Origin of the sequence: Pseudomonas sp. P116, assembly GCF_020149425.1 — a bacterium.
Classification (GTDB): Bacteria; Pseudomonadota; Gammaproteobacteria; order Pseudomonadales; family Pseudomonadaceae; genus Aquipseudomonas; species Aquipseudomonas anatoliensis.
Map to the genome: position 1 here is coordinate 14,517 of NZ_JACVHB010000007.1, position 18,607 is coordinate 33,123.

The 18,607-nt window shown below is 58.9% G+C and carries 15 protein-coding genes; 3 read left to right on the top strand and 12 right to left on the bottom strand.

Going from position 1 to position 18,607, the window contains the following annotated elements:
• Nucleotides 1-49: 49 nt before the first annotated feature.
• The 4 genes from ICA15_RS22035 to ICA15_RS22050 form a co-directional block, all read right to left on the bottom strand.
• The gene (locus tag ICA15_RS22035; RefSeq protein ID WP_210554611.1) at nt 50-2,230 is read right to left on the bottom strand and encodes a TonB-dependent siderophore receptor; all 2,181 of its coding nucleotides are present in this window, start codon (nt 2,228-2,230) and stop codon (nt 50-52) included.
• Between the two features lie 250 nt (nt 2,231-2,480).
• Nucleotides 2,481-3,320 (bottom strand): glutathione-dependent disulfide-bond oxidoreductase, encoded by an 840-nt coding sequence (yghU, locus tag ICA15_RS22040; RefSeq protein ID WP_210554612.1) that lies wholly within the window; start codon nt 3,318-3,320, stop codon nt 2,481-2,483.
• 64 nt (nt 3,321-3,384) lie between these two features.
• A complete protein-coding gene (locus ICA15_RS22045) occupies nt 3,385-4,449 on the bottom strand; it encodes an alpha/beta hydrolase family protein (RefSeq protein ID WP_210554613.1) in 1,065 nt (354 codons plus the stop codon).
• Between the two features lie 76 nt (nt 4,450-4,525).
• Complete coding sequence (locus ICA15_RS22050) at nt 4,526-5,467, bottom strand: LysR family transcriptional regulator (protein WP_210554614.1); 942 nt, start codon at nt 5,465-5,467, stop codon at nt 4,526-4,528.
• Nucleotides 5,468-5,591: 124 nt separating this feature from the next.
• Between ICA15_RS22050 and ICA15_RS22055 the strand changes: the two genes are divergently transcribed.
• From ICA15_RS22055 to ICA15_RS22065, 3 genes are all read left to right on the top strand, one after another.
• Nucleotides 5,592-5,867, top strand: a complete 276-nt coding sequence (locus ICA15_RS22055; RefSeq protein WP_210554615.1) for a DUF2798 domain-containing protein — start codon at nt 5,592-5,594, stop codon at nt 5,865-5,867.
• 214 nt (nt 5,868-6,081) lie between these two features.
• Complete coding sequence (locus tag ICA15_RS22060; protein WP_210554616.1) at nt 6,082-7,869, top strand: thiamine pyrophosphate-requiring protein; 1,788 nt, start codon at nt 6,082-6,084, stop codon at nt 7,867-7,869.
• Between the two features lie 130 nt (nt 7,870-7,999).
• Nucleotides 8,000-8,749 carry a DUF72 domain-containing protein gene (locus ICA15_RS22065; protein ID WP_210554617.1) on the top strand — a complete coding sequence of 250 codons (750 nt, stop codon included), beginning with the start codon at nt 8,000-8,002 and terminating at the stop codon, nt 8,747-8,749.
• A 206-nt stretch (nt 8,750-8,955) separates the two neighbouring features.
• On the opposite strand, the gene ICA15_RS22070 is transcribed toward ICA15_RS22065, so the two are convergent.
• The 8 genes from ICA15_RS22070 to ICA15_RS22105 all read right to left on the bottom strand — a co-directional run bounded on the left by ICA15_RS22070 (nt 8,956) and on the right by ICA15_RS22105 (nt 18,557).
• Nucleotides 8,956-9,174 carry a hypothetical protein gene (locus ICA15_RS22070; protein ID WP_210554618.1) on the bottom strand — a complete coding sequence of 73 codons (219 nt, stop codon included), beginning with the start codon at nt 9,172-9,174 and terminating at the stop codon, nt 8,956-8,958.
• Between the two features lie 246 nt (nt 9,175-9,420).
• Nucleotides 9,421-12,666: a hypothetical protein gene (locus ICA15_RS22075; protein WP_210554619.1), complete on the bottom strand. Its 3,246-nt coding sequence runs from the start codon at nt 12,664-12,666 to the stop codon at nt 9,421-9,423.
• Between the two features lie 144 nt (nt 12,667-12,810).
• Nucleotides 12,811-14,490, bottom strand: a complete 1,680-nt coding sequence (locus ICA15_RS22080; RefSeq protein ID WP_150615822.1) for an MFS transporter — start codon at nt 14,488-14,490, stop codon at nt 12,811-12,813.
• A 192-nt stretch (nt 14,491-14,682) separates the two neighbouring features.
• Complete coding sequence (gene phnE / locus ICA15_RS22085) at nt 14,683-15,450, bottom strand: phosphonate ABC transporter, permease protein PhnE (protein ID WP_150615821.1); 768 nt, start codon at nt 15,448-15,450, stop codon at nt 14,683-14,685.
• The gene (locus ICA15_RS22090; RefSeq protein WP_210554620.1) at nt 15,447-16,271 is read right to left on the bottom strand and encodes a PhnE/PtxC family ABC transporter permease; all 825 of its coding nucleotides are present in this window, start codon (nt 16,269-16,271) and stop codon (nt 15,447-15,449) included. Before ICA15_RS22090 ends, phnE begins: the two co-directional genes overlap by 4 nt.
• Nucleotides 16,265-17,062 (bottom strand): phosphonate ABC transporter ATP-binding protein, encoded by a 798-nt coding sequence (locus tag ICA15_RS22095; RefSeq protein WP_210554621.1) that lies wholly within the window; start codon nt 17,060-17,062, stop codon nt 16,265-16,267. The genes ICA15_RS22090 and ICA15_RS22095 overlap by 7 nt, the downstream gene beginning before the upstream one ends.
• Entirely contained in the window at nt 17,059-17,922 is an 864-nt protein-coding gene (locus ICA15_RS22100) for a putative selenate ABC transporter substrate-binding protein (protein ID WP_210554622.1), read from the bottom strand. Before ICA15_RS22100 ends, ICA15_RS22095 begins: the two co-directional genes overlap by 4 nt.
• A gap of 233 nt (nt 17,923-18,155) precedes the next feature.
• Nucleotides 18,156-18,557: a RidA family protein gene (locus tag ICA15_RS22105; RefSeq protein WP_210554623.1), complete on the bottom strand. Its 402-nt coding sequence runs from the start codon at nt 18,555-18,557 to the stop codon at nt 18,156-18,158.
• Between the last annotated feature and the right edge of the window lie 50 nt (nt 18,558-18,607).

The window sequence follows — 18,607 nt, forward strand, 5'->3', positions numbered from 1 at the left end:
ATGGCTTGTCCAGGCGCCCTTGCGTGTGCCGAGGTGAGGGTTACACGACTCAGAACTTGTATTTGGCCGTCAGCATGTAGCTGCGCGGAGTGCCGTAGTTGTCATTGGAACCCCAGGTGACGTTACTGCCGATGGCGGAGTAGTAAACGCGGTCGAAGATGTTGTTCGCGTTGACCTGCAGGTCGAGGTGTTTGCTGACTTCGTAACCGGCCATCAGGTCGGCGGTCGCGTAGCTGCCCTGTTCGAGACGATAGCTGCTGCCATTGGCGAGTGCGATGTCGTTATACATACGGCTCTGCCAGTAAACGCTGCCACCGACGCGGAGTTTTTCCAGTGGGCCTTGCAGGCGATACATCGTCGAGACCTTGAACAAGTGCTCAGGCGTGTCGCTGTCGAATTTCTGATTGTTGTTGGCCGGGTTTTCGTCCTTGATGTAATGCGCGCGGGTGTAAGTGTAGCCAGCGCCGAGCTGCCAGTTTTCGGTCAGCGCGCCTTGCAGCTCCATGTCGATGCCTTGGCTGCGCACTTTGCCGGACGCGTTATAGCAGGTCATCACCGGGCAACCCAACTGGTTGTCCGCTGTGGTCGAGCGGCCGGTCTGGTCCATCTGAAACACGGCCAGGCTGGCGTTGAGTGCACCGTTGAAATATTCACCCTTGATGCCGACCTCGTAGTTCTCGCCGACGATGGGCTCCAGCACTTTGCCGGAGAGGTCTTTGCTGGTTTGTGGGGTGAAGATGTCGGTGTAGCTGGCATAAACGGAATGGTGGTCGTCAAACTTGTAGATCAGCCCGGCATAACGCGTCAGGTTGCGGGTGATTTTATAGTCGCCGTCGGTGGTGCGGTCATCGTAGTCATACCAGTCCAGACGGCTGCCGAGGATCAGCGTCAGCGGATCAGCGAGGCTCAAACGGGTGGTCAGGTAAACCGCATCCTGAGTGGTGACGCTGCGCGTCTTGCCATCACGCACGAAGTTGGGCTTGGGTGCACCGATCGGCCAGGCCGTGGTGTAGGGATCATATTCCTTGGTAGTCGCATCGTAGACGCGATTGCTGGCGCCGACGACCAGCTCGTGGGTGCGGCCGAAGGCCTCGAACGGGCCGCTGGCAAATCCGTCGAAAGCGTGCTGCTTGTCGGTATGGTGCGATTGATAGGCCGTGGTTTCCAGCGGGCCGGCGTAACGCGACAGGTACGAACCAGAGAATTCGCCGTTCAGCGTTGAGGAGGAGCCGGCTACATGCAGTTTCCAGTCGTTGTCGAAGCGATGCTCGATGTCACCGAAAACGGTGTCGATCTGCAGTTTCTTGTTTTCCCAATCCGTGCCCGGGTAGGTGGAGCGGGGCAGGTCGAGGTGGTGGCCGTTGGTGCCGATCGGCAAGCCGCCCCAGAAATAGTTGGTCTGCTCATTTTGCCGAGAGAAGCCCAGCGTCGCCGTCGTGGCGTCGCTGAGGTCGGCTTCACCGATGGCGTAGAACAGACCGTGATCATTTTGCTCTTTGTCGCGGAAACTGTCGGCGCCCTGATAGGAACCCACTACGCGGCCACGCAATGTGCCGCTTTCGTTGAGCGCGCCGGAGGCGTCGATCTCGCCGCGGTAATCATCCCAACTGCCGGCTGCACCCGTGAGCGTCACTTGCGGGGTTGCCGTCGGGCGTTTGCGCACCATGTTGATCGCTGCCGAAGGGTTGCCGGCACCGGTCACCAGGCCGGTCGCACCACGCACGATTTCAACCCGGTCGAACATCGCCAGATTCGGCTGCACTGCCATCGAGTACGGCTGGTAAGAGCTGGGCAGGCCGTCGTACATGATGTTGTCGATGTCGAAACCGCGGGCGCTGTAATTTTGCCGACCCGGGCCGCTGGATTGATTGAGGAACAACCCCGGCGTGCCCCGCACCACATCGTTGATGCTAGTCATGCCCTGATCATCCATGCGCTGGCGGGTGATGACGGTCACCGCCTGGGGCGTTTCGCGCATGGTCAGCGACAGTTTGGTCGCGGTCTGCATCGGGCCTGTGGTGTAGGACTCTGAACCTTCCGTTGTGCTGCTCATCTGCGTGGCGCCGATTTCGGTCGCACCCAGCTCCAGCGTGGCAGGCGCCGCGGTGTTTTCTGGCGTAGAAGGTGTCGCTTCAGCGGCCAGCGCTGGCGCGACGCCGGCCATGCAAATGGCCATTGCCAACAAGTTAGGCGAAAGGTTCGAACGGCGATAACGGGTATGAAACGACATCAATCTGCTTCCCCAAGGATACTAAAACGAATCTGATGCATATGCGTGTAGGAATTATTCGCATTAGTCTGTCAGATTGATCCCCTCGGAGAAAGCCGTACGAGTCAGTTAGTTAACAAATTTTTCACATCTGGCTTATGACTGAACAGTCATCGCCGGGAAGTGGATGAAGGTTGGGATTGAAAAAAAACGGCCGATCAATTTGATTTGATCGGCCGTTTTTAAACCAGAGGAGGGCGTTGCGCGAGTATCAGCTTAAATCTGTGGCCTGATGCCGCTCGGGTACCTGGCTCGCCTCATCACCCCAAGTGCGGTTGACGCGCTGTCCACGGATGACGGCTGGTCGCTTGGCTATGTCTTCTGCCCAGCGCTGCACGTGGGTGTATTCATGGGCCGCGAGAAACTCCGCCGCCGAATAAACATTGTTGCGCACCAGTTGGCCGTACCACGGCCAGACTGCGATGTCGGCGATGGTGTAGCTGTCGCCAGCCAGGTACGGGCTCTCGGCCAGGCGCCGATCAAGCACATCGAGCTGCCGCTTGGCCTCCATCGTGAACCGATTGATGGGGTACTCAAGCTTCTCCGGCGCATAGGCATAGAAATGTCCGAACCCACCGCCCAAGTAAGGCGCCGAGCCCATCTGCCAGAATAGCCAGTTCAGGGTTTCGGTGCGTCCAGCCGGATCTTCAGGCAGGAAGGCGCCGAACTTTTCCGCGAGATACAGCAGGATCGAGCCCGACTCGAACACCCGAATCGGTGGCTCGACACTGCGGTCGAGCAGTGCAGGAATTTTCGAGTTGGGATTGATCTCGACAAATCCGCTGGAGAACTGATCGCCCTCGCCAATGCGGATCAGCCACGCATCGTACTCGGCGGCGCTGTGGCCCAGCGCCAGCAACTCCTCGAGCAGGATGGTCACCTTGACTCCATTGGGCGTGGCCAGCGAGTAGAGCTGCAGCGGATGCGTGCCAACCGGCAGAGTTTTCTCGTGCGTCGGCCCGGCAATCGGACGATTGATGCTGGCAAACTGGCCGCCGGACGCTGCTTCGTTTTTCCAGACTTTGGGCGGAACGTAGGCTGTGTTGCTCATGAAACAGACCTCATCGTGGCTGGCTGAGAATAGAGGGACACCGTAGAGAAAGATGTCGTTTCATTCAATGCTTCAGATTTGAGTCATTAGCCGCCCGCGACAAAAACTCGCTGATCAGCGTAATAACCTGCTGTTGGATCACCTCACGCGTACGTCCACCCTCGCCATCGGTGCAGATGATGCCATCACCGGGCACGTCCTCTTCGAGCATGGCCATCGCCCCCGGTTTGCACAGCGACAGAAAGCTGAAATGACTGGCATCGCCAATTTCAACGTACTGGCTCGACGTTTTCGGCAGACGCTTGGCCAGGTCGGCGGACTCCAACTCGGCCGGCAGATCTTCAGACGGCACACCCGCTGCGATCACCAAGACCGGTACTGGCAGCGCTGCGAGGCTGGCATCCGTGAAGCCGCGTGACAAACCCAGGTCCAATGCCACCACGGCAGTGACGCGCGTGTCGCGCAAATCGGCGGCAAGTCGGGCTTTTGATGCCGGGTTGCTCGCGGGATTCATGGTTTGGTAAACGCCGCAACTGGCTAACTTCTGATGAGCGCTGCACTCGCGGGCAAACCGGTCCGGGTCGAAACGCGCGCCGGCGATTTCCATTGCTGTCCAGCCGCCAAGTGAATGACCGACAACGGCAATACGCCGCGTCGCGACAGCGCCAGATTTTTCCGGCTGAGCCGTCACCGCATCGATGGCCCGGCCAATGTCCGCAGGACGCTGCCATAACTGCGCCGCCGCTTGCGGGCTACGGTCATGGGTGGTGCTGCCGGGATGATTGACCGCCGCGACGATGTAACCCTGATGCGCCAGCGCGCTGGCCAGCCATGCCTGGTTAGTCCAATTGCCGCGATACCCGTGGGAAAGCACCACCAATGGGTGTTCGCCTTCCGCCGGTGGTGCGTTTTCGACAGACATAACACCGACAAAAGCCGGATTGTCGGCGATCAACTTGGGGGCAGTGGTGGTTACACGAGAAGGGTACCAAACGACCATTTCCAACGGACGGATGTTGTCCGCGTCAGGCAGTGTAGAGCGCTGGAAACCGATAGGCGTGTCGTCAGCGAATGCGTGGGTGGTCAGGCAGAGCAGGAGCAGGAGCAGGGCGCAGAAAGCCTTTTTCATTGTTTTTATCTTCCATGATGAGCCTCGATTGGCGATGTGGACTTTGCCTTAGTCCGCATGTTTCAGCGAGTATCTTCTAGCGCCCCGATGACACCTGTTCCATCGGCCAGCGCAGCTTCAAATGTTCGATTAGATAGTCCATGAAGGCTTTGACCTTCGGCGTCATTGCCGCGCGATCCTGTACGCAGGCGTAAATCTCCATGGGTTCGACAATTGCGTGTGTTGCGCCGTGACGGGTTTCGAACAGCGGCAGCAATTGACCGCTGGCGATGTAAGGCGCTGCCACAAACTGCGCCAGACGCGTGATGCCGGCGCCGCTGATTGCCATCTGCGCCAGTGCGTCGATGTCGTCGCTGATTGCTGTGGCATTGATGTTTGCCTCGTAACGCTGGCCGTCGCGTAGAAAACTCCAGCGCAGAAATCGCCCATCCAGGGGATAACGAAACGCCAGGCATGCATGGTTTTGCAGGTCGTGCGGTGATTGCGGCACGCCTGCGCGTTCGAGATAGGCGGGAGCGGCGCACAGGATGAAGGGCAGCGAAACGATCTTGCGCGCGACAGTGCCTTCTTCCAGTTGCGGTTTGATCCGCAGGCTCAGATCGATGCCGTCCTGAATGTGGTTGATCTTGCCGTCGGTGGTCGACAGCTCAAGCAGCAGGCGCGGATGTTGTGCGGCGAAACCGGCGATCAGTGGAGCGAGCACATGCCGGCCGAATGCACAGGTAGAAGCGATGCTCAGGCGCCCCTGCAATTGGGTTTCTTCATTACTGATTGAGCTTTGCGCCGACTCCAGATCCGCCGCGATGCGTTTGACCTTTTCGTAGTACACCGCGCCGTTTTCAGTCAGCGCCATGCTCCGCGTCGTGCGTTGCAGCAAGCGCACGCCGAGATGCGCCTCCAGGCGATTGATCGTCTGGCTCACCGCCGCTGCACTGACGCCCAGGATTTTGGCAGCACCGACAATGGAGCCCGATTCGACCACTTTGATAAAACTGGCAATCGCCGCTAACAGATTCATCCATGGCCTGCCGGGAAGAGGATTCGTAAGTAATGCTTTATAAAGTACCTGTGGTTGGCCGTCTAGTTGAGGGCAAAGGGCTTTGCTAAGGTGCCCGCTCCCTGTCAATGGATGCAAAAGCCATATGAATCAAAGAACAAGCTCCGACGCCCTGTATGTCAGCCGCCGCAAGCTGTCAGCACGTGCCACGCCCTACGTGTTTGCGTTGTACATGGCGACGATCATGGCGTTTCTGATGTCGCTGGTAATCACCGCCGCCAATTCCGGCATTGATAACGACTACCTGAGTAATGCGCTGCACGCATACAAACTGGCGATGCCGGTGGCATTCCTGTGCATCCTCTTCGTTCGGCCCATCGTGATCAAACTGGTGGCGATGACGGTGCATCCGCATCGTTGAAGTCGCGTTTTTCCTGAACCCACTCAGGGGGTTAGGGCCGCTTCGCGACCCAGCTGGAGCAAGCTCCCTCGCCACAGGGTGGGTGGCTCTGTCGTTCAGCCTCATGGGAAAAACAATCGAAACTTCGCCATCCACCCGACTGTCCAGACCCTTACAACTTCCGGCGGATGCGCTGCCGGAAAGCTTCATGCACCGGTGAAAGGCGAGGCACACGATGACGATGACAGTAGGAGATTTTCTGGTTGAGCGGCTCAGCCAATGGGGCGTCACGCGGATTTTTGGTTATCCGGGCGACGGCATCAATGGCGTGTTTGGCGCGCTCGACCGAGCCAACGGAAAGATCGAATTCATACAGGCGCGCCACGAAGAAATGGCCGCTTTCATGGCCTCGGCGCATGCCAAATTCACCGGTGAGCTGGGAGTGTGCATCGCCACTTCAGGCCCCGGCGCGTCACACCTGATCACCGGCCTCTACGATGCGCGGATGGATCACATGCCGGTGCTGGCGATTGTCGGTCAGCAGGCGCGCACCGCGTTGGGCAGTCACTACCAGCAGGAACTGGATCTGGTGTCGATGTTCAAGGACGTCGCTGGCGCTTTCGTGCAGCAGGCATCGGCGCCATCGCAGGTCCGCCATTTGCTTGATCGCGCGGTGCGCACGGCGATTGGCGAGCGCCGCGTCACTGCGGTCATCCTGCCCAATGACTTGCAGGATCTGGCCTATGAGGAACCGGCCCGTGCGCATGGCACCGCACATTCCGGTGTCGGCTACAGCAAGCCGAAAATCATGCCTTACGAGGCAGATTTGCAGCGCGCCGCCGAGGTTTTGAATGCCGGGGAAAAGGTCGCGATCCTGGTCGGCGCTGGTGCGCTGGAAGCGACTGACGAAGTGATCGCCGTGGCCGAAAAACTCGGCGCCGGTGTCGCCAAAGCACTGCTCGGCAAGGCCGTGCTCCCCGACGATTTGCCGTGGGTCACTGGCAGCATCGGCCTGCTCGGCACCGAGCCCAGCTACAAGTTGATGACCGAGTGCGACACCTTGCTGATGATCGGCTCGGGTTTCCCGTATTCAGAATTCCTGCCCAAGGAAGGCCAGGCGCGCGGCGTGCAGATCGATTTGCAGCCCGACATGCTCAGCCTGCGTTATCCGATGGAAGTCAATCTGCAGGGCGACGCGGCAGAAACACTGGCCGCGTTGCTGCCACTGCTCGAACAGAAAACCTCAGGCAAATGGCGCAAGAAAGTCGAAGGGTGGCGCGGCACGTGGGAGAAAACCCTGGAAAAGCGCGCCATGGTCAAAGCCAAGCCGATAAATCCGCAGCGGGTGGTGTACGAGTTATCGCCGCGCCTGCCGGACCAGGCGATCGTCACCAGCGACTCCGGTTCGTGCGCCAACTGGTTTGCCCGCGACTTGAAAATCCGCCGCGGCATGAAGTGTTCGTTGTCCGGCGGACTGGCCTCGATGGGCGCCGCGGTACCCTATGCGATTGCCGCAAAATTCGCCTATCCCGAACGCTCGGTGATCGCACTGGTGGGCGACGGCGCAATGCAGATGAACAACATGGCCGAACTGATCACTGTCGCCAAATACTGGCGGCAATGGGCGAGCCCGAAATGGATCTGCGCGGTGTTCAATAACGAGGACCTCAATCAGGTCACGTGGGAGCAGCGGGTGATGGAGGGCGATCCGAAGTTCGAAGCGTCGCAGAGTATCCCCGACGTGCCTTACCACTTGTTCGCCATTTCCATCGGCCTGAAAGGCATTTTCGTCGACCGCGAAGAAGACGTGGCGGGCGCCTGGGAGCAGGCACTGGCCTCGGACGTGCCGGTGCTGATCGAGTTCAAGACCGACCCGAACGTGCCGCCATTGCCGCCGCACATCAAGCTTGAACAGGCGAAGAAATTTGCCACGACGTTGCTCAAGGGCGACCCGGATGAGGCGGGCATTATCGTGCAAACCGCCAAACAGGTATTGAGTTCAGTGCTTCCCGGCAAAAAGTAACCTGAAGGCCAGCCAGGCCCCTGTAGGAGCTGCCGCAGGCTGCGATCTTTTGATTTTTTTTCAAGATCAAAAGATCGCAGCCTGCGGCAGCTCCTACACGGGGGCGACGCAGTATCTGGAGGGAATCGATTTGATTTACATCGGCTGCGCAGGCTGGAGTCTGGGGCGTGAGCATTGGCCGGCGTTCCCGGTTGAAGGTACGCACCTGCAGCGCTATGCAAAGCAATTCAACAGCGTGGAAATCAACAGTTCGTTCTATCGCCCGCATCGCCTACAGACCTACCAACGCTGGGCTGATTCGGTGCCAGACGGCTTTCGCTTTTCAGTGAAGATCCCCAAACACATCAGCCATGAACTGCGCCTGGCGGGCAGTGAAACGGCGCTCGATGAGTTTCTCGGGCAATGCAACGGCTTAGGCGATCGCCTCGGTTGTTTGCTGGTGCAGTTGCCGCCGTCACTGGCTTTTGATGAAGCCATTGCCCAAGGGTTTTTCAGCGCATTGCGCGAGCGTTTTGCCGGGGCGGTGGTGCTTGAACCGCGTCACGCATCATGGGTTGCTGCCGAACCGTTGTTGATCGCTCATCAGATTGCGCAAGCGGCGGTCGATCCCTCACGCATCCGCAGTGACTCGTCTCCGGGTGCCTGGACCGGAATTCAGTATTGGCGATTGCACGGTTCGCCGCGCATTTACCACAGCGCCTACGATTTGCCGTATCTGCAAAGACTTGCGCAGACGTTGCAGATCGCAAGTGCCGAAGGTGCCGCGGTCTGGTGCATCTTCGACAACACCGCCAGTGGCGCCGCGATCGGCAATGCGTTGACTTTGGCGAAGGAGCTTAACCAGTACGCGGCCCTGACGCCGTCGAAGCCCTCACCCTAACCCTCTCCCAGAGGGAGAGGGGACTGATTGAGTTGATAGCGAGAGTTTCACCGACCTGAACGATCGCGTTGATTTCAAGACCTCAAGCCATGAGAGCTGAGTCGAGCCGAAGTTTTGAACGGCATGAAGATCGGCTCCCTTTCCCCCCTCTCCCTGAGGGAGAGGGTTGGGGTGAGGGGGAAAGTCCAACTGACACCGCAAAAATCTCAGTTCCCGTCCGCGACCTTGCGCTCAATCTCATCGACTTTGCGCTGCAGCTCTTCAGCATCCTGCTCTTTAACCCGAGTGGAGGAAGGCGTGATGACCTCGTCCACAGCCTTGGTGTCATCGTCCCTGTCCGCCAGATCTCGCTCGACCACATTTACCGGCTTTCCGGACGTATCAGTAGGCGGGGCGTTCGGGTTTTTGCTGTCGTTGCTGTTCATATCGCTGACCTCCATTGGTGTAAACATTGGAGGGTGTCGCAAAGCAGAGCGTTCGATATTTCTGCAAAATGATGAATCAAAGGTGCAGGAATGTTGCGACGTGGCCATGGCCGTGCTCGATTTGTCTGCCAAGATCGACAGCCACAACATGGAGCTTGCCTTGGGGACCCGGTGCTGACTGTTCCTTACATCCCCCAAATGAAATCTCTATTCCTGCTTGGTCCGTTTACTGTTTGTGAGAGTTCGTTAAATCACAAATGTAAAATGATCGAGTAAATAGGCGTCATTCCCGCCGCGAATTTCTATTGCTGTTATCCCGGTATAGGAACCCTCCATCCTTACCAACGTAGATGGAGTTTCTGATTGAGTGAATGGCTTAGACCCGAGGACAGTCCCACCGCTATAAAAATAAACAGAAGTGGTACTTTTTGTTTGGTTGTACCAAAAGCTCACTTTGGAAAACGATGTTTTGAAGTCGAGACGGATAGTTGTCTGTACTCCCGAAATCGTGTCCAGAAAAAGCACATTGTTTTCCATTTTTCCCGGTTGAGGTAAGGGTTTTGGGTAAGGAATGACTGCTCTGCTGAGTGCGATAATTCTTAAAGTGGATTGTTGAGTCATCACTCGCATAGTCATGAGAGGCGTTTCAATACGCCCCCCAATTCCAATGGACTGCTCAGGAAGCTTATCGAAGTTCTCCTCTAAAGCCGCAACCTCGAACGTTCGCGGCGTGGACGCCGGGCCATCGCCATACAAGGCAAGCGCGGTGAGGTTGTAGGCTTTCACGCTTAATGAACTGACGATCTGGCTCCAGTCGCCGCTGCCATTCGAGGACGGTTCATGCAGTGTGCTGTTGCCATCGCGCAAGCGGATTTTCTGGCTTGGACTGGCCTTGCCGCTAACGGTGACGGTACGGTCAAAAGTAGTGCCTCCGTTCGCGACTGTGCCTTTGGTGTCGGTGACATTGGCGATGGTGGGCGTGACAGTTTGGGCAACGGTAAACGTGCGTAACGGCGACGCCGGGCCATCGCCATACAAGGCAAGCGCGGTGAGGTTGTAGGCTTTCACGCTTAATGAGCTGACGACCTGGCTCCAGTCGCCGCTGCCATTCGAGGACGGTGCATGCAGTGTGCTGTTGCCATCGCGCAAGCGGATTTTCTGGCTTGGACTGGCCTTGCCGCTAACGGTGACGGTACGGTCAAAAGTAGTGCCACCGTTCGCGACTGTGCCTTTGGTGTCGGTGACATTGGCGATGGTGGGCGTGACAGTTTGGGCAACGGTAAACGTGCGTAACGGCGACGCCGGGCCATCGCCATACAAGGCAAGCGCGGTGAGGTTGTAGGCTTTCACGCTCAATGAACTGACGACCTGGCTCCAGTCGCCGCTGCCATTCGATGACGGTTCATGCAGTGTGCTGGTGCCATCGCGCAAGCGGATTTTCTGGCTTGGACTGGCCTTGCCGCTAACCTTGACGCTTTTGTCGAATGTGACGCCGTTGTCGGGGATTTCGACTCCTTTGGCATCGACCACCGAATCGATCGTCGGCGAAACCCGGCCAGCTATCAGCAGATCGAGCGTTTCCGAATACTCATACCGACCAGTGGAGGCTCGCCGCAACACATAACTCACCTTCACTGTTGTTCCGATGTTGGGAGCCACGAACTGTTTATCCAACCTGAATCGCAAAGGCTGGCCTTCGATCACTGTCGTAATAGTCACCCTGTCACTGGTACTGCCTTGGGGATTATCCGCGCGCCAGTAGTAAGTGAAGATGTCATCCTTGGTGGTCTGCGCCTCGATCAATAAGTGAACCGGGTCTTTGGACGGATCCAGCATATCCGGCGGATCGGCCTCCTCGACCACTGGCACTGGCAGCGTGGCACGGATTTTCTCGACCTTGGCCAGCAACGGTTCGGACTCACTGACGCCGTAGAGCGCCACTTGGTCGTTGGACACCCGGTATGAGACATCGAGGGTGCCATTGTTGAGCACGCTGATGTGCTCATTGTCGACATGCAAGGTGACGATCCCTGCCTTGGCGTCGTTGTCGCTGACGATATGCTCAACTGGGTGCGCATACGGGGTACCGTTGGATCGCGTGCCTGTCCACCTCAGGTTGATGACGTCGCCGCTGCGTATGCCAAGGTAACTGATGCCCACGGTGGCGCGAGCTTCGTCTGGCGCCAGAATGTTGCCCGACAGCTCACGAATGGTCGGCTCTGGCAGCATCAAAACGTCACCCACTACCTGGGCGAAGGTGCGCTTGGATGAAAGCAGTGGCTCGCCATTCTGTCTCTTCAACACATATGAAGCATCCGCCCGACCCATGGCGATGGCTCTTATATGTGCATAGGGCACTTTCAATTCCAGAATGCTTGGAATACTGACAACAATTTTCGACGTTGAATGTATCAATGGCTTACCGGCCGCGGGCGTGCCGATGAAGGACAAGGTCACGGTGTCGCCTAGAGTGAAATCCTCGGGCTGCACATGGACCTGAACCGTGACATCCTCTTTCTTCAGATTCTTGATGGTAATGATGCCGTTGATCGATTCTTTGATCACGGGCGCCTCCAGGCGCCAGCCACCGGCATCAACGCGCACGCGGTTGGATTGCGAATGCCGGACCGCCCAGTTCCAGACCACATCGTGAATGTTATAGCGCACTACCAGCGCGTCACTGTCTCCCCCGGCCAGGATGGCTGCCTGGTCGGCGATGATCACGATGGGGTTTTTCCCATCGACCTCATCCTGCGTAACGGTATGGGGTGCAAGAATGTTATTGGCGCTCCCCCAATGTACCAGAATCGTGTCACCTAATGCCATTTCCGGGTAGAACGGTATGGTTACAGGTACACCTTTCTTCGCCCACTCGGCATCAATACCTTGCTGCACGACGTCTTTGGGCAACTGCGCCGGATGCAGTTCGGAATGGCCGTCCGGCAGATGCGGCGCCTTATCCCGCCCTCCGGGACGCGTGAGTTTGACCAATAATCGCAACGCCACAGAAGGGTCGTCCGGGGTGCTTTCGCCGAATCGGGTCAGCTGGTAATAGCACTCTTCAACCCAGCCCGGTTGGGCGATTGTCTTGGGTAGATAAAACAGCAGTTGTTTATTGACTTCGTCCGGTTGCACCTTCCCGGAGTACACGATTTGCGCGCCCCAGTGAACGTCATACTGATCGCCCAACTGCATCCCGATATACGGATTGATTGCACACAAAATGCCGGCGTCGTTGTCCTCGACTACATCGAGATTGATGCCGCCATCACCGTCCGCCAAGGGGCGCACCATGCCGGCTATCAGCAGGGGGCGCATTGCCAGCGATGAGTTGTCGTCGTCAAAACGCGGGAACAGAGAGGTATTGCTGGAGGGGATGCCGGAGTTACGGGCCTGTAGTGCGCGAACACCTTCAGCGTTCGAAGCTGTGTTTGTTTGACCGCCGGCAGGCTGAGGGTGGCTGCTGTTTTCGAGAAACTCATTGGCGGACATGATCAGGAACTCCGTTCAGAAAGGTGACGGAGTGATTGAACGTTGTATGGGAAAAATGCGCACCTGTCAGATCTGACAGGTGCGCAAGGTTTTTCGACGAACGGTAGGAGGCGAGAATCTGCGTCGGCTCCCGTGGGGGCAGAATCAGTCCTTGAGAATGTCGCGATCCTTGGTTTCCGGCAGGAAGAACGTACCGAGTATCGCCGTCATCACTGCAATCACGATCGGATACCACAGCCCGTAGTAGATATCACCGGTGGCCGCGACCATCGCGAAAGCCACGGTCGGCAGGAAGCCGCCGAACCAGCCATTGCCGATGTGATAGGGCAGCGACATCGAGGTGTAGCGGATGCGGGTCGGGAACAGCTCGACCAGCCACGCCGCAATCGGGCCGTACACCATGGTCACGTAGATCACCAGAATGGTCAGCAGCAGCAACACCATCGGGTAATTGGTTTTCGCCGGATCGGCTTTCTCCGGGTAGCCCGCTTCCTTCAGTGCGCCACTCAGGTTGGCGGTAAACGCATCGTTACGCGCCTTGAAGTCAGCGGCGGGCAGGGTGCTGCCCTCGAAACTCTCGATGACTTTGTCGCCGATGCGCACCTGCGCCACGGTGCCGGGCTCGGCCTCGACGTTCTCGTAAGGGATCGCCCGTTTCGCCAGCAGGGTCTTGGCCACGTCGCAGGAACTGGTGAATTTGGCCTTGCCCACCGGGTCGAACTGGAACGAGCACTGATCGGAATTGGCGATCACCTTGACCGGGTTTTTCTCCTGGGCGATGAACACGTCGGGGTTACCGTACTGGGTCAACGCATGGAAGATTGGAAAGTAGGTCAGCGCCGCCAGAATGCAGCCGACCATGATGATCGGCTTGCGGCCGATACGGTCGGACAGGCTGCCGAAGATCACGAAGAACGGCGTGCCGATCAACAGTGATCCGGCGATCAACAGGTTGGCGGTTTGCGGGTCGATCTTCAGCGTCTGCAACAGGAAAAACAGCGCATAGAACTGTCCGGTGTACCAGACCACCGCCTGGCCGGCCGTACCGCCGAGCAGCGACATGATCACCACTTTGAGGTTGTCCCAGCGCGCGAAGGATTCGGTCAGCGGCGCCTTGGAGGCCTTGCCTTCAGCCTTCATCTTCTGGAACACCGGCGACTCGCTCAGTTGCAGGCGGATGTACACCGAAACGATCAGCAGCAGGATCGACAGCAGGAACGGAATCCTCCAGCCCCAGGCTTCGAACGCTTCGGTGCCCAGCGCGGTGCGGCAGGCGAGGATCACCAGCAGCGACATGAACAGGCCCAGGGTCGCGGTGGTTTGAATCCATGACGTGAAGAAACCGCGTCTGCCCGGTGGCGCGTGCTCGGCCACGTAAGTCGCCGCGCCGCCGTACTCACCGCCCAGCGCCAGGCCTTGCAGTAGCCGCAGAGTGATCAGAATCACAGGCGCGGCGACACCGATAGTCGCGTAGCCGGGCAGCAAACCGACGATGGCCGTGGACACACCCATGATCACAATGGTGATCAGGAAGGTGTGTTTGCGCCCGATCATGTCGCCGAGCCGGCCAAACACGATGGCGCCGAACGGCCGTACCGCGAACCCGGCGGCGAAGGCGAGCAGGGCAAAGATGAACGCAGTGGTCTCGTTGACGCCGGCAAAAAAGTGCTTGGCGATGATCGCGGCCAGTGAGCCGTAGAGGTAAAAGTCGTACCACTCGAACACCGTGCCCAGGGACGAAGCGAAGATGACCTTGCGCTCCTCCTTGGTGATGCCGCCGCTACGGGGTGGACTGCCTGAGGATGTCGTGTCGATTGTGGCCATGGGTGTACTCCGTCGTGCTTGTTTTTTTGTAGGCCGGAGTCCCCCAATACCGCTTTATTGCACCCTGGCCTTGTGGCGTATGCCGCAATTGCTGTCGCGTGAAACCTGCACAGTCTGACCGCCTCGCCGGTCTGCGAGGTTTCCTGAAGCATAATCAGCTTCTGGCAGATATCCACTCGCCAGCATTGGCACCTACGCCTTGACCCAGCGCTGACGGCTCCATGCACTCAGCCAGTCCACCGCAAACACCAGCACCAGCATCGCCAGAATCACCGTACTCGCCTGCGCTTCCTGAAACAGGCTGAGGCTTACATACAACATCTGTCCCAAGCCGCCCGCGCCGACGAAACCCAGCACGCTGGCCATGCGAATGTTGTTTTCCCAGCGGTACAGGACGTAGGCGAGCAGTTGTGGGGCGAGGTTGGGCAGGGTGCCGTAGCAGAAGGCGAGGACAGGGTTGCCGCCCTGCAAGCGGATCGCTTCGGCCGGTTGCGGCGGGGTGTTTTCCAGCGCCTCGGCGAACAAGCGGCCAAGCACGCCGGTGGTGTGCAGGGCGAGGGCCAGCGTCCCGGCGTTCGGGCCCAGCCCGGCAGCGAGCACCATCAACGCGGCCCAGACCAGTTCCGGAATCGCCCGCAGACCATTGAGCAGCAATCGCGAAACACTGCGCAGCGGCCAACCGAAACGCCCGGCAGCGGGCAGGGCGAGGACGATGCCCAGCAGCGCGGCGAGCAGGGTGCCGAGCGCCGACATGGCCAGGGTTTCCAGCGAGCCATGGAGGATCGCTTTCAAGTAATCGGCGCTCAGATCCGGGCTGAGAAAGCGCTGCACGTACGCGCCCATCTGTTTCAGGCTGGTGGCAGTGCCCAGTTCGCCGAGGTCGAGCCCCAAGTAAATGAACGACGCTATGACGGCCGCGCCGATACCGGCGATCAGCAACAGATTGATCAGACGGTTCATGCCAGCCTCCAGCGCAGCAAGCGGCTGAGTTGATCGGCCACCAGCACCAGCAGCAGGAAGGTCAGCAGAATGCTCGCCACTTCACCGCCCGCGAACATGCGGATCGACAGGTCGATTTGCTGGCCCAGGCCACCGGCGCCGACAAAGCCCATCACCACCGAAGCGCGGATCGCACATTCCCAGCGATAGACCGTGTACGAGAGCAATTCCCCGGCGACATTCGGCAGGATTCCATAGGCAAAACTCGCCAGTCGACCGCTGCCCGACTGCAACAGCGCGTGCGCCGGACGCTGGTCGGTGGATTCGAAAATCTCTGCGTAGACCTTGCCGAGCATGCCGCTGTAAGTGATCGCAATCGCCAGCACGCCTGCCGCCGGGCCGAGGCCCACGGCGCGCACGAACAACAGCGCCCAGACGATTTCCGGCACGCTGCGCAGGAAGATCAACAAGCCGCGAATCGGCCAGCGCAGCAAGCGGCCTAGACGACTGGGCACGCCACCCCGTGAAGCCGCAGACAGCGACAAGGCACGGCTGGCGAGCAAACCGGCGGGCACTGCCAGCAGCAGCGCCAACGCCATGCCGGCCGTGGCGATCGCCAAGGTTTGCAACGTGGCTTTGAACAACAACTGTAAAAAGGCTTCATCGTGAGCGGGCGGCCAGAACTGTGCGACAAACCGGCCCATTTCATTCTGGCTATCGGGCAGCAGCACGCTCAAATTCAACTCGCTGAGTTGTATTCCCGGCCACAGCACCGCAATCGCCAAGACCGTCAGCAGCAGACGCGGCCATGCCGCAGGATCGCGTGAATCGGTCTTCAGCATCGTGGAATCTGCACAGGCATAACCACAGCCGCAACGGTCGGCGATTGCAGATGTTCATTGGCGTACAGCGCGTCGAGCATGTCGTGGCTGACTTGATCGGCAGGGCTGTCGAACAGAATCTGCCCGTCACGCAAGCCGATTATGCGCGGGAAGTGCGACAGCGCGAGGTCCACCGCATGCAGGCTCGCCACCAGCGTGACGTTATGTTCGCGGGCATGGCGCGACAGGACCGTCAGCGTGTGCCCGGCCATGACCGGATCCATCGCCGAAACCGGTTCATCAGCCAACAGAATCTCCGGCGCCTGATACAAAACCCGGGCGATGCCGACACGCTGCAGCTGACCGCCAGACAATTGCTGGCAGTGGGCGAACAATTTATCGCCCAGATCCAGCCGCGCCAATGCCGCGCGAGCACCGGGCACATCGAGTGGATGCAGCAGGTTCAGCAAACTTTTGCCCAAACTCCATTGCCCGAGTTTGCCGGCCAGCACCGCCGTGACCACGCGCTGGCGCAGCGGTAGGGGCGGCGCCTGATGCACCAGGCCAATACGCGCGCGCAGGCGTTGTCGCTGGCGGGCAGACAAGTGCCAAGCGCGTTCGCCGAGCACTTCGATCTCGCCGCTGCTGGGCCGCAGTGCGGTGGCCAGCAGGTTGAGCAAACTCGATTTACCGGCCCCGGACGGGCCGATGATCGCGACTTGTTCGCCGACGCCAATCTGCAAGTCGACGCCGCGCAGGGCATCGACTCCATTGGCGTGGCGCAAGCTGACGTGGGTGAGGCGTAGCGTCATTTCAGCAGATCGGCAGCGCGGGCGGCTTCCTCGATGCCCTTGTAGTTCTCAGGCTTGGTGTCGATGAATTTGCTGGCGGCCTGCAGATCAAGGATCTTCTTCTGTTCCGGGTTGGCCGGGTCCAGATCAAGGAAAGCTTTTTTGATCTTCGCTGCCAGCGCCGGGTCGAGGGTGCCGCGCACGGTCCAGTTGTAATCGAAGTACGGCGGGGTGGTGGCGAAGACTTTGACCTTGTTGGTGTCGACCTTGCCGGCGTCCACCAGTTTCTGCCAGACGCTGGCGTTCAACACACCGGCGTCGACCTTGCCGGCCTGCACCCAGGCAACGGTGGCGTCGTGGGCGCCGGAGTAGGCGACGCGACTGAAATACGCCTCGGGCTTGATACCGTCATTTTTCAGCATGAAATAACGCGGCATCAGGCTGCCGGAAGTCGACGACACGGAACCGAAAGCGAAGGTCTTGCCCTTCAGATCGGCCAGGCTTTTGACGTTCGGGTCGGCAGTGATGAATTTGCTGGTGAACTGCGCATCCTGTTCGCGCTGCACCAGCGGAATTACCGGGGTGGTAGCGTCGGTCTTCAGGCGTGCCTGCACAAACGTGAACCCACCCAGCCAGGCCATGTCGAGACGGTCGGTGGCCAGTGCTTCAACCACTGCCGGGTAATCGGCTACCGGAACGAACTGCACCTTCATGCCCAGTTGCTGTTCCAGATACGTACCCAGCGGCTCGAACTTGCGCAGCAGTTCGGTCGGGGCTTCATCGGGAATGGCGCTGACCCGCAACACATCAGCGGCTTGCGCTGCCAGCGCGGAAAGGGACAGGGCCAGGCCGGCCGTCAGTGCCAGGGTTCGTTTGAGCATGGAATTCTCCGTTTCGTGAGCGTCAAAGTCGAAGCGCCGCCGTTGTGCAGTCGAGGCTGGGCGCAAAGTCAGGTTAGACGAAACGGCGAGGTTATACGCATTTGAGGGTTTAAAGGCCAGCACACGATATTTGCGTCAGGTTTCACCTGTAGGAGCTGCCGCAGGCTGCGATCTTTTGATCTTGTTTTTAAAAGTCAAAAGATCGCAGCCTTCGGCAGCTCCTACTCGGGTGATCACTGGGTGTCGGGGAGTCTGGCGATCACCTTGATCTCGAAGTCGAAACCATACAGCCAGGTCACGCCGACGGCGGTAACGGTCGGATGCGGCGCATCGCCCCAGAACTCCGTCAAAACGACATTCCAGATCGTCTCGAACTTCGATTGCGGATCAACCATAAAAAGGGTGACGTCGACCACATCCTCGAACGTGCAACCGGCCTCGTCGAGAATCGTATTCAGGTTATTGAAAGCCTGACGCACCTGGTTCTGCAGATCCGGCTCCGGCGTACCGTCCTCAGTACTGCCGACCTGGCCCGAGACAAACAGAAAACCGTTGGAGCGGATCGCCGGCGAGTAGCGATGGCGCTCGTACAGGGTTCGGCGTGCAGGTGGGAAAACAACATCGCGCTGCGTCATGGGGTGTCTCCATCAGTGAGGTGATGGCCCGACTTTAGGGATTTGCAGGC

What these genes read in the sequence shown, in the direction of transcription:
- phnE (WP_150615821.1), bottom strand. Translation starts at nt 15,450, where the DNA reads ATGAACCGTCTGATCAATCTGTTGCTGATCGCCGGTATCGGCGCGGCC.
- ICA15_RS22090 (WP_210554620.1), bottom strand. Translation starts at nt 16,271, where the DNA reads ATGCTGAAGACCGATTCACGCGATCCTGCGGCATGGCCGCGTCTGCTG.
- ICA15_RS22075 (WP_210554619.1), bottom strand. Translation starts at nt 12,666, where the DNA reads ATGTCCGCCAATGAGTTTCTCGAAAACAGCAGCCACCCTCAGCCTGCC.
- ICA15_RS22080 (WP_150615822.1), bottom strand. Translation starts at nt 14,490, where the DNA reads ATGGCCACAATCGACACGACATCCTCAGGCAGTCCACCCCGTAGCGGC.
- ICA15_RS22105 (WP_210554623.1), bottom strand. Translation starts at nt 18,557, where the DNA reads ATGACGCAGCGCGATGTTGTTTTCCCACCTGCACGCCGAACCCTGTAC.
- ICA15_RS22060 (WP_210554616.1), top strand. Translation starts at nt 6,082, where the DNA reads ATGACGATGACAGTAGGAGATTTTCTGGTTGAGCGGCTCAGCCAATGG.
- ICA15_RS22100 (WP_210554622.1), bottom strand. Translation starts at nt 17,922, where the DNA reads ATGCTCAAACGAACCCTGGCACTGACGGCCGGCCTGGCCCTGTCCCTT.
- ICA15_RS22035 (WP_210554611.1), bottom strand. Translation starts at nt 2,230, where the DNA reads ATGTCGTTTCATACCCGTTATCGCCGTTCGAACCTTTCGCCTAACTTG.
- ICA15_RS22095 (WP_210554621.1), bottom strand. Translation starts at nt 17,062, where the DNA reads ATGACGCTACGCCTCACCCACGTCAGCTTGCGCCACGCCAATGGAGTC.
- ICA15_RS22050 (WP_210554614.1), bottom strand. Translation starts at nt 5,467, where the DNA reads ATGAATCTGTTAGCGGCGATTGCCAGTTTTATCAAAGTGGTCGAATCG.
- yghU (WP_210554612.1), bottom strand. Translation starts at nt 3,320, where the DNA reads ATGAGCAACACAGCCTACGTTCCGCCCAAAGTCTGGAAAAACGAAGCA.
- ICA15_RS22045 (WP_210554613.1), bottom strand. Translation starts at nt 4,449, where the DNA reads ATGAAAAAGGCTTTCTGCGCCCTGCTCCTGCTCCTGCTCTGCCTGACC.
- ICA15_RS22070 (WP_210554618.1), bottom strand. Translation starts at nt 9,174, where the DNA reads ATGAACAGCAACGACAGCAAAAACCCGAACGCCCCGCCTACTGATACG.
- ICA15_RS22055 (WP_210554615.1), top strand. Translation starts at nt 5,592, where the DNA reads ATGAATCAAAGAACAAGCTCCGACGCCCTGTATGTCAGCCGCCGCAAG.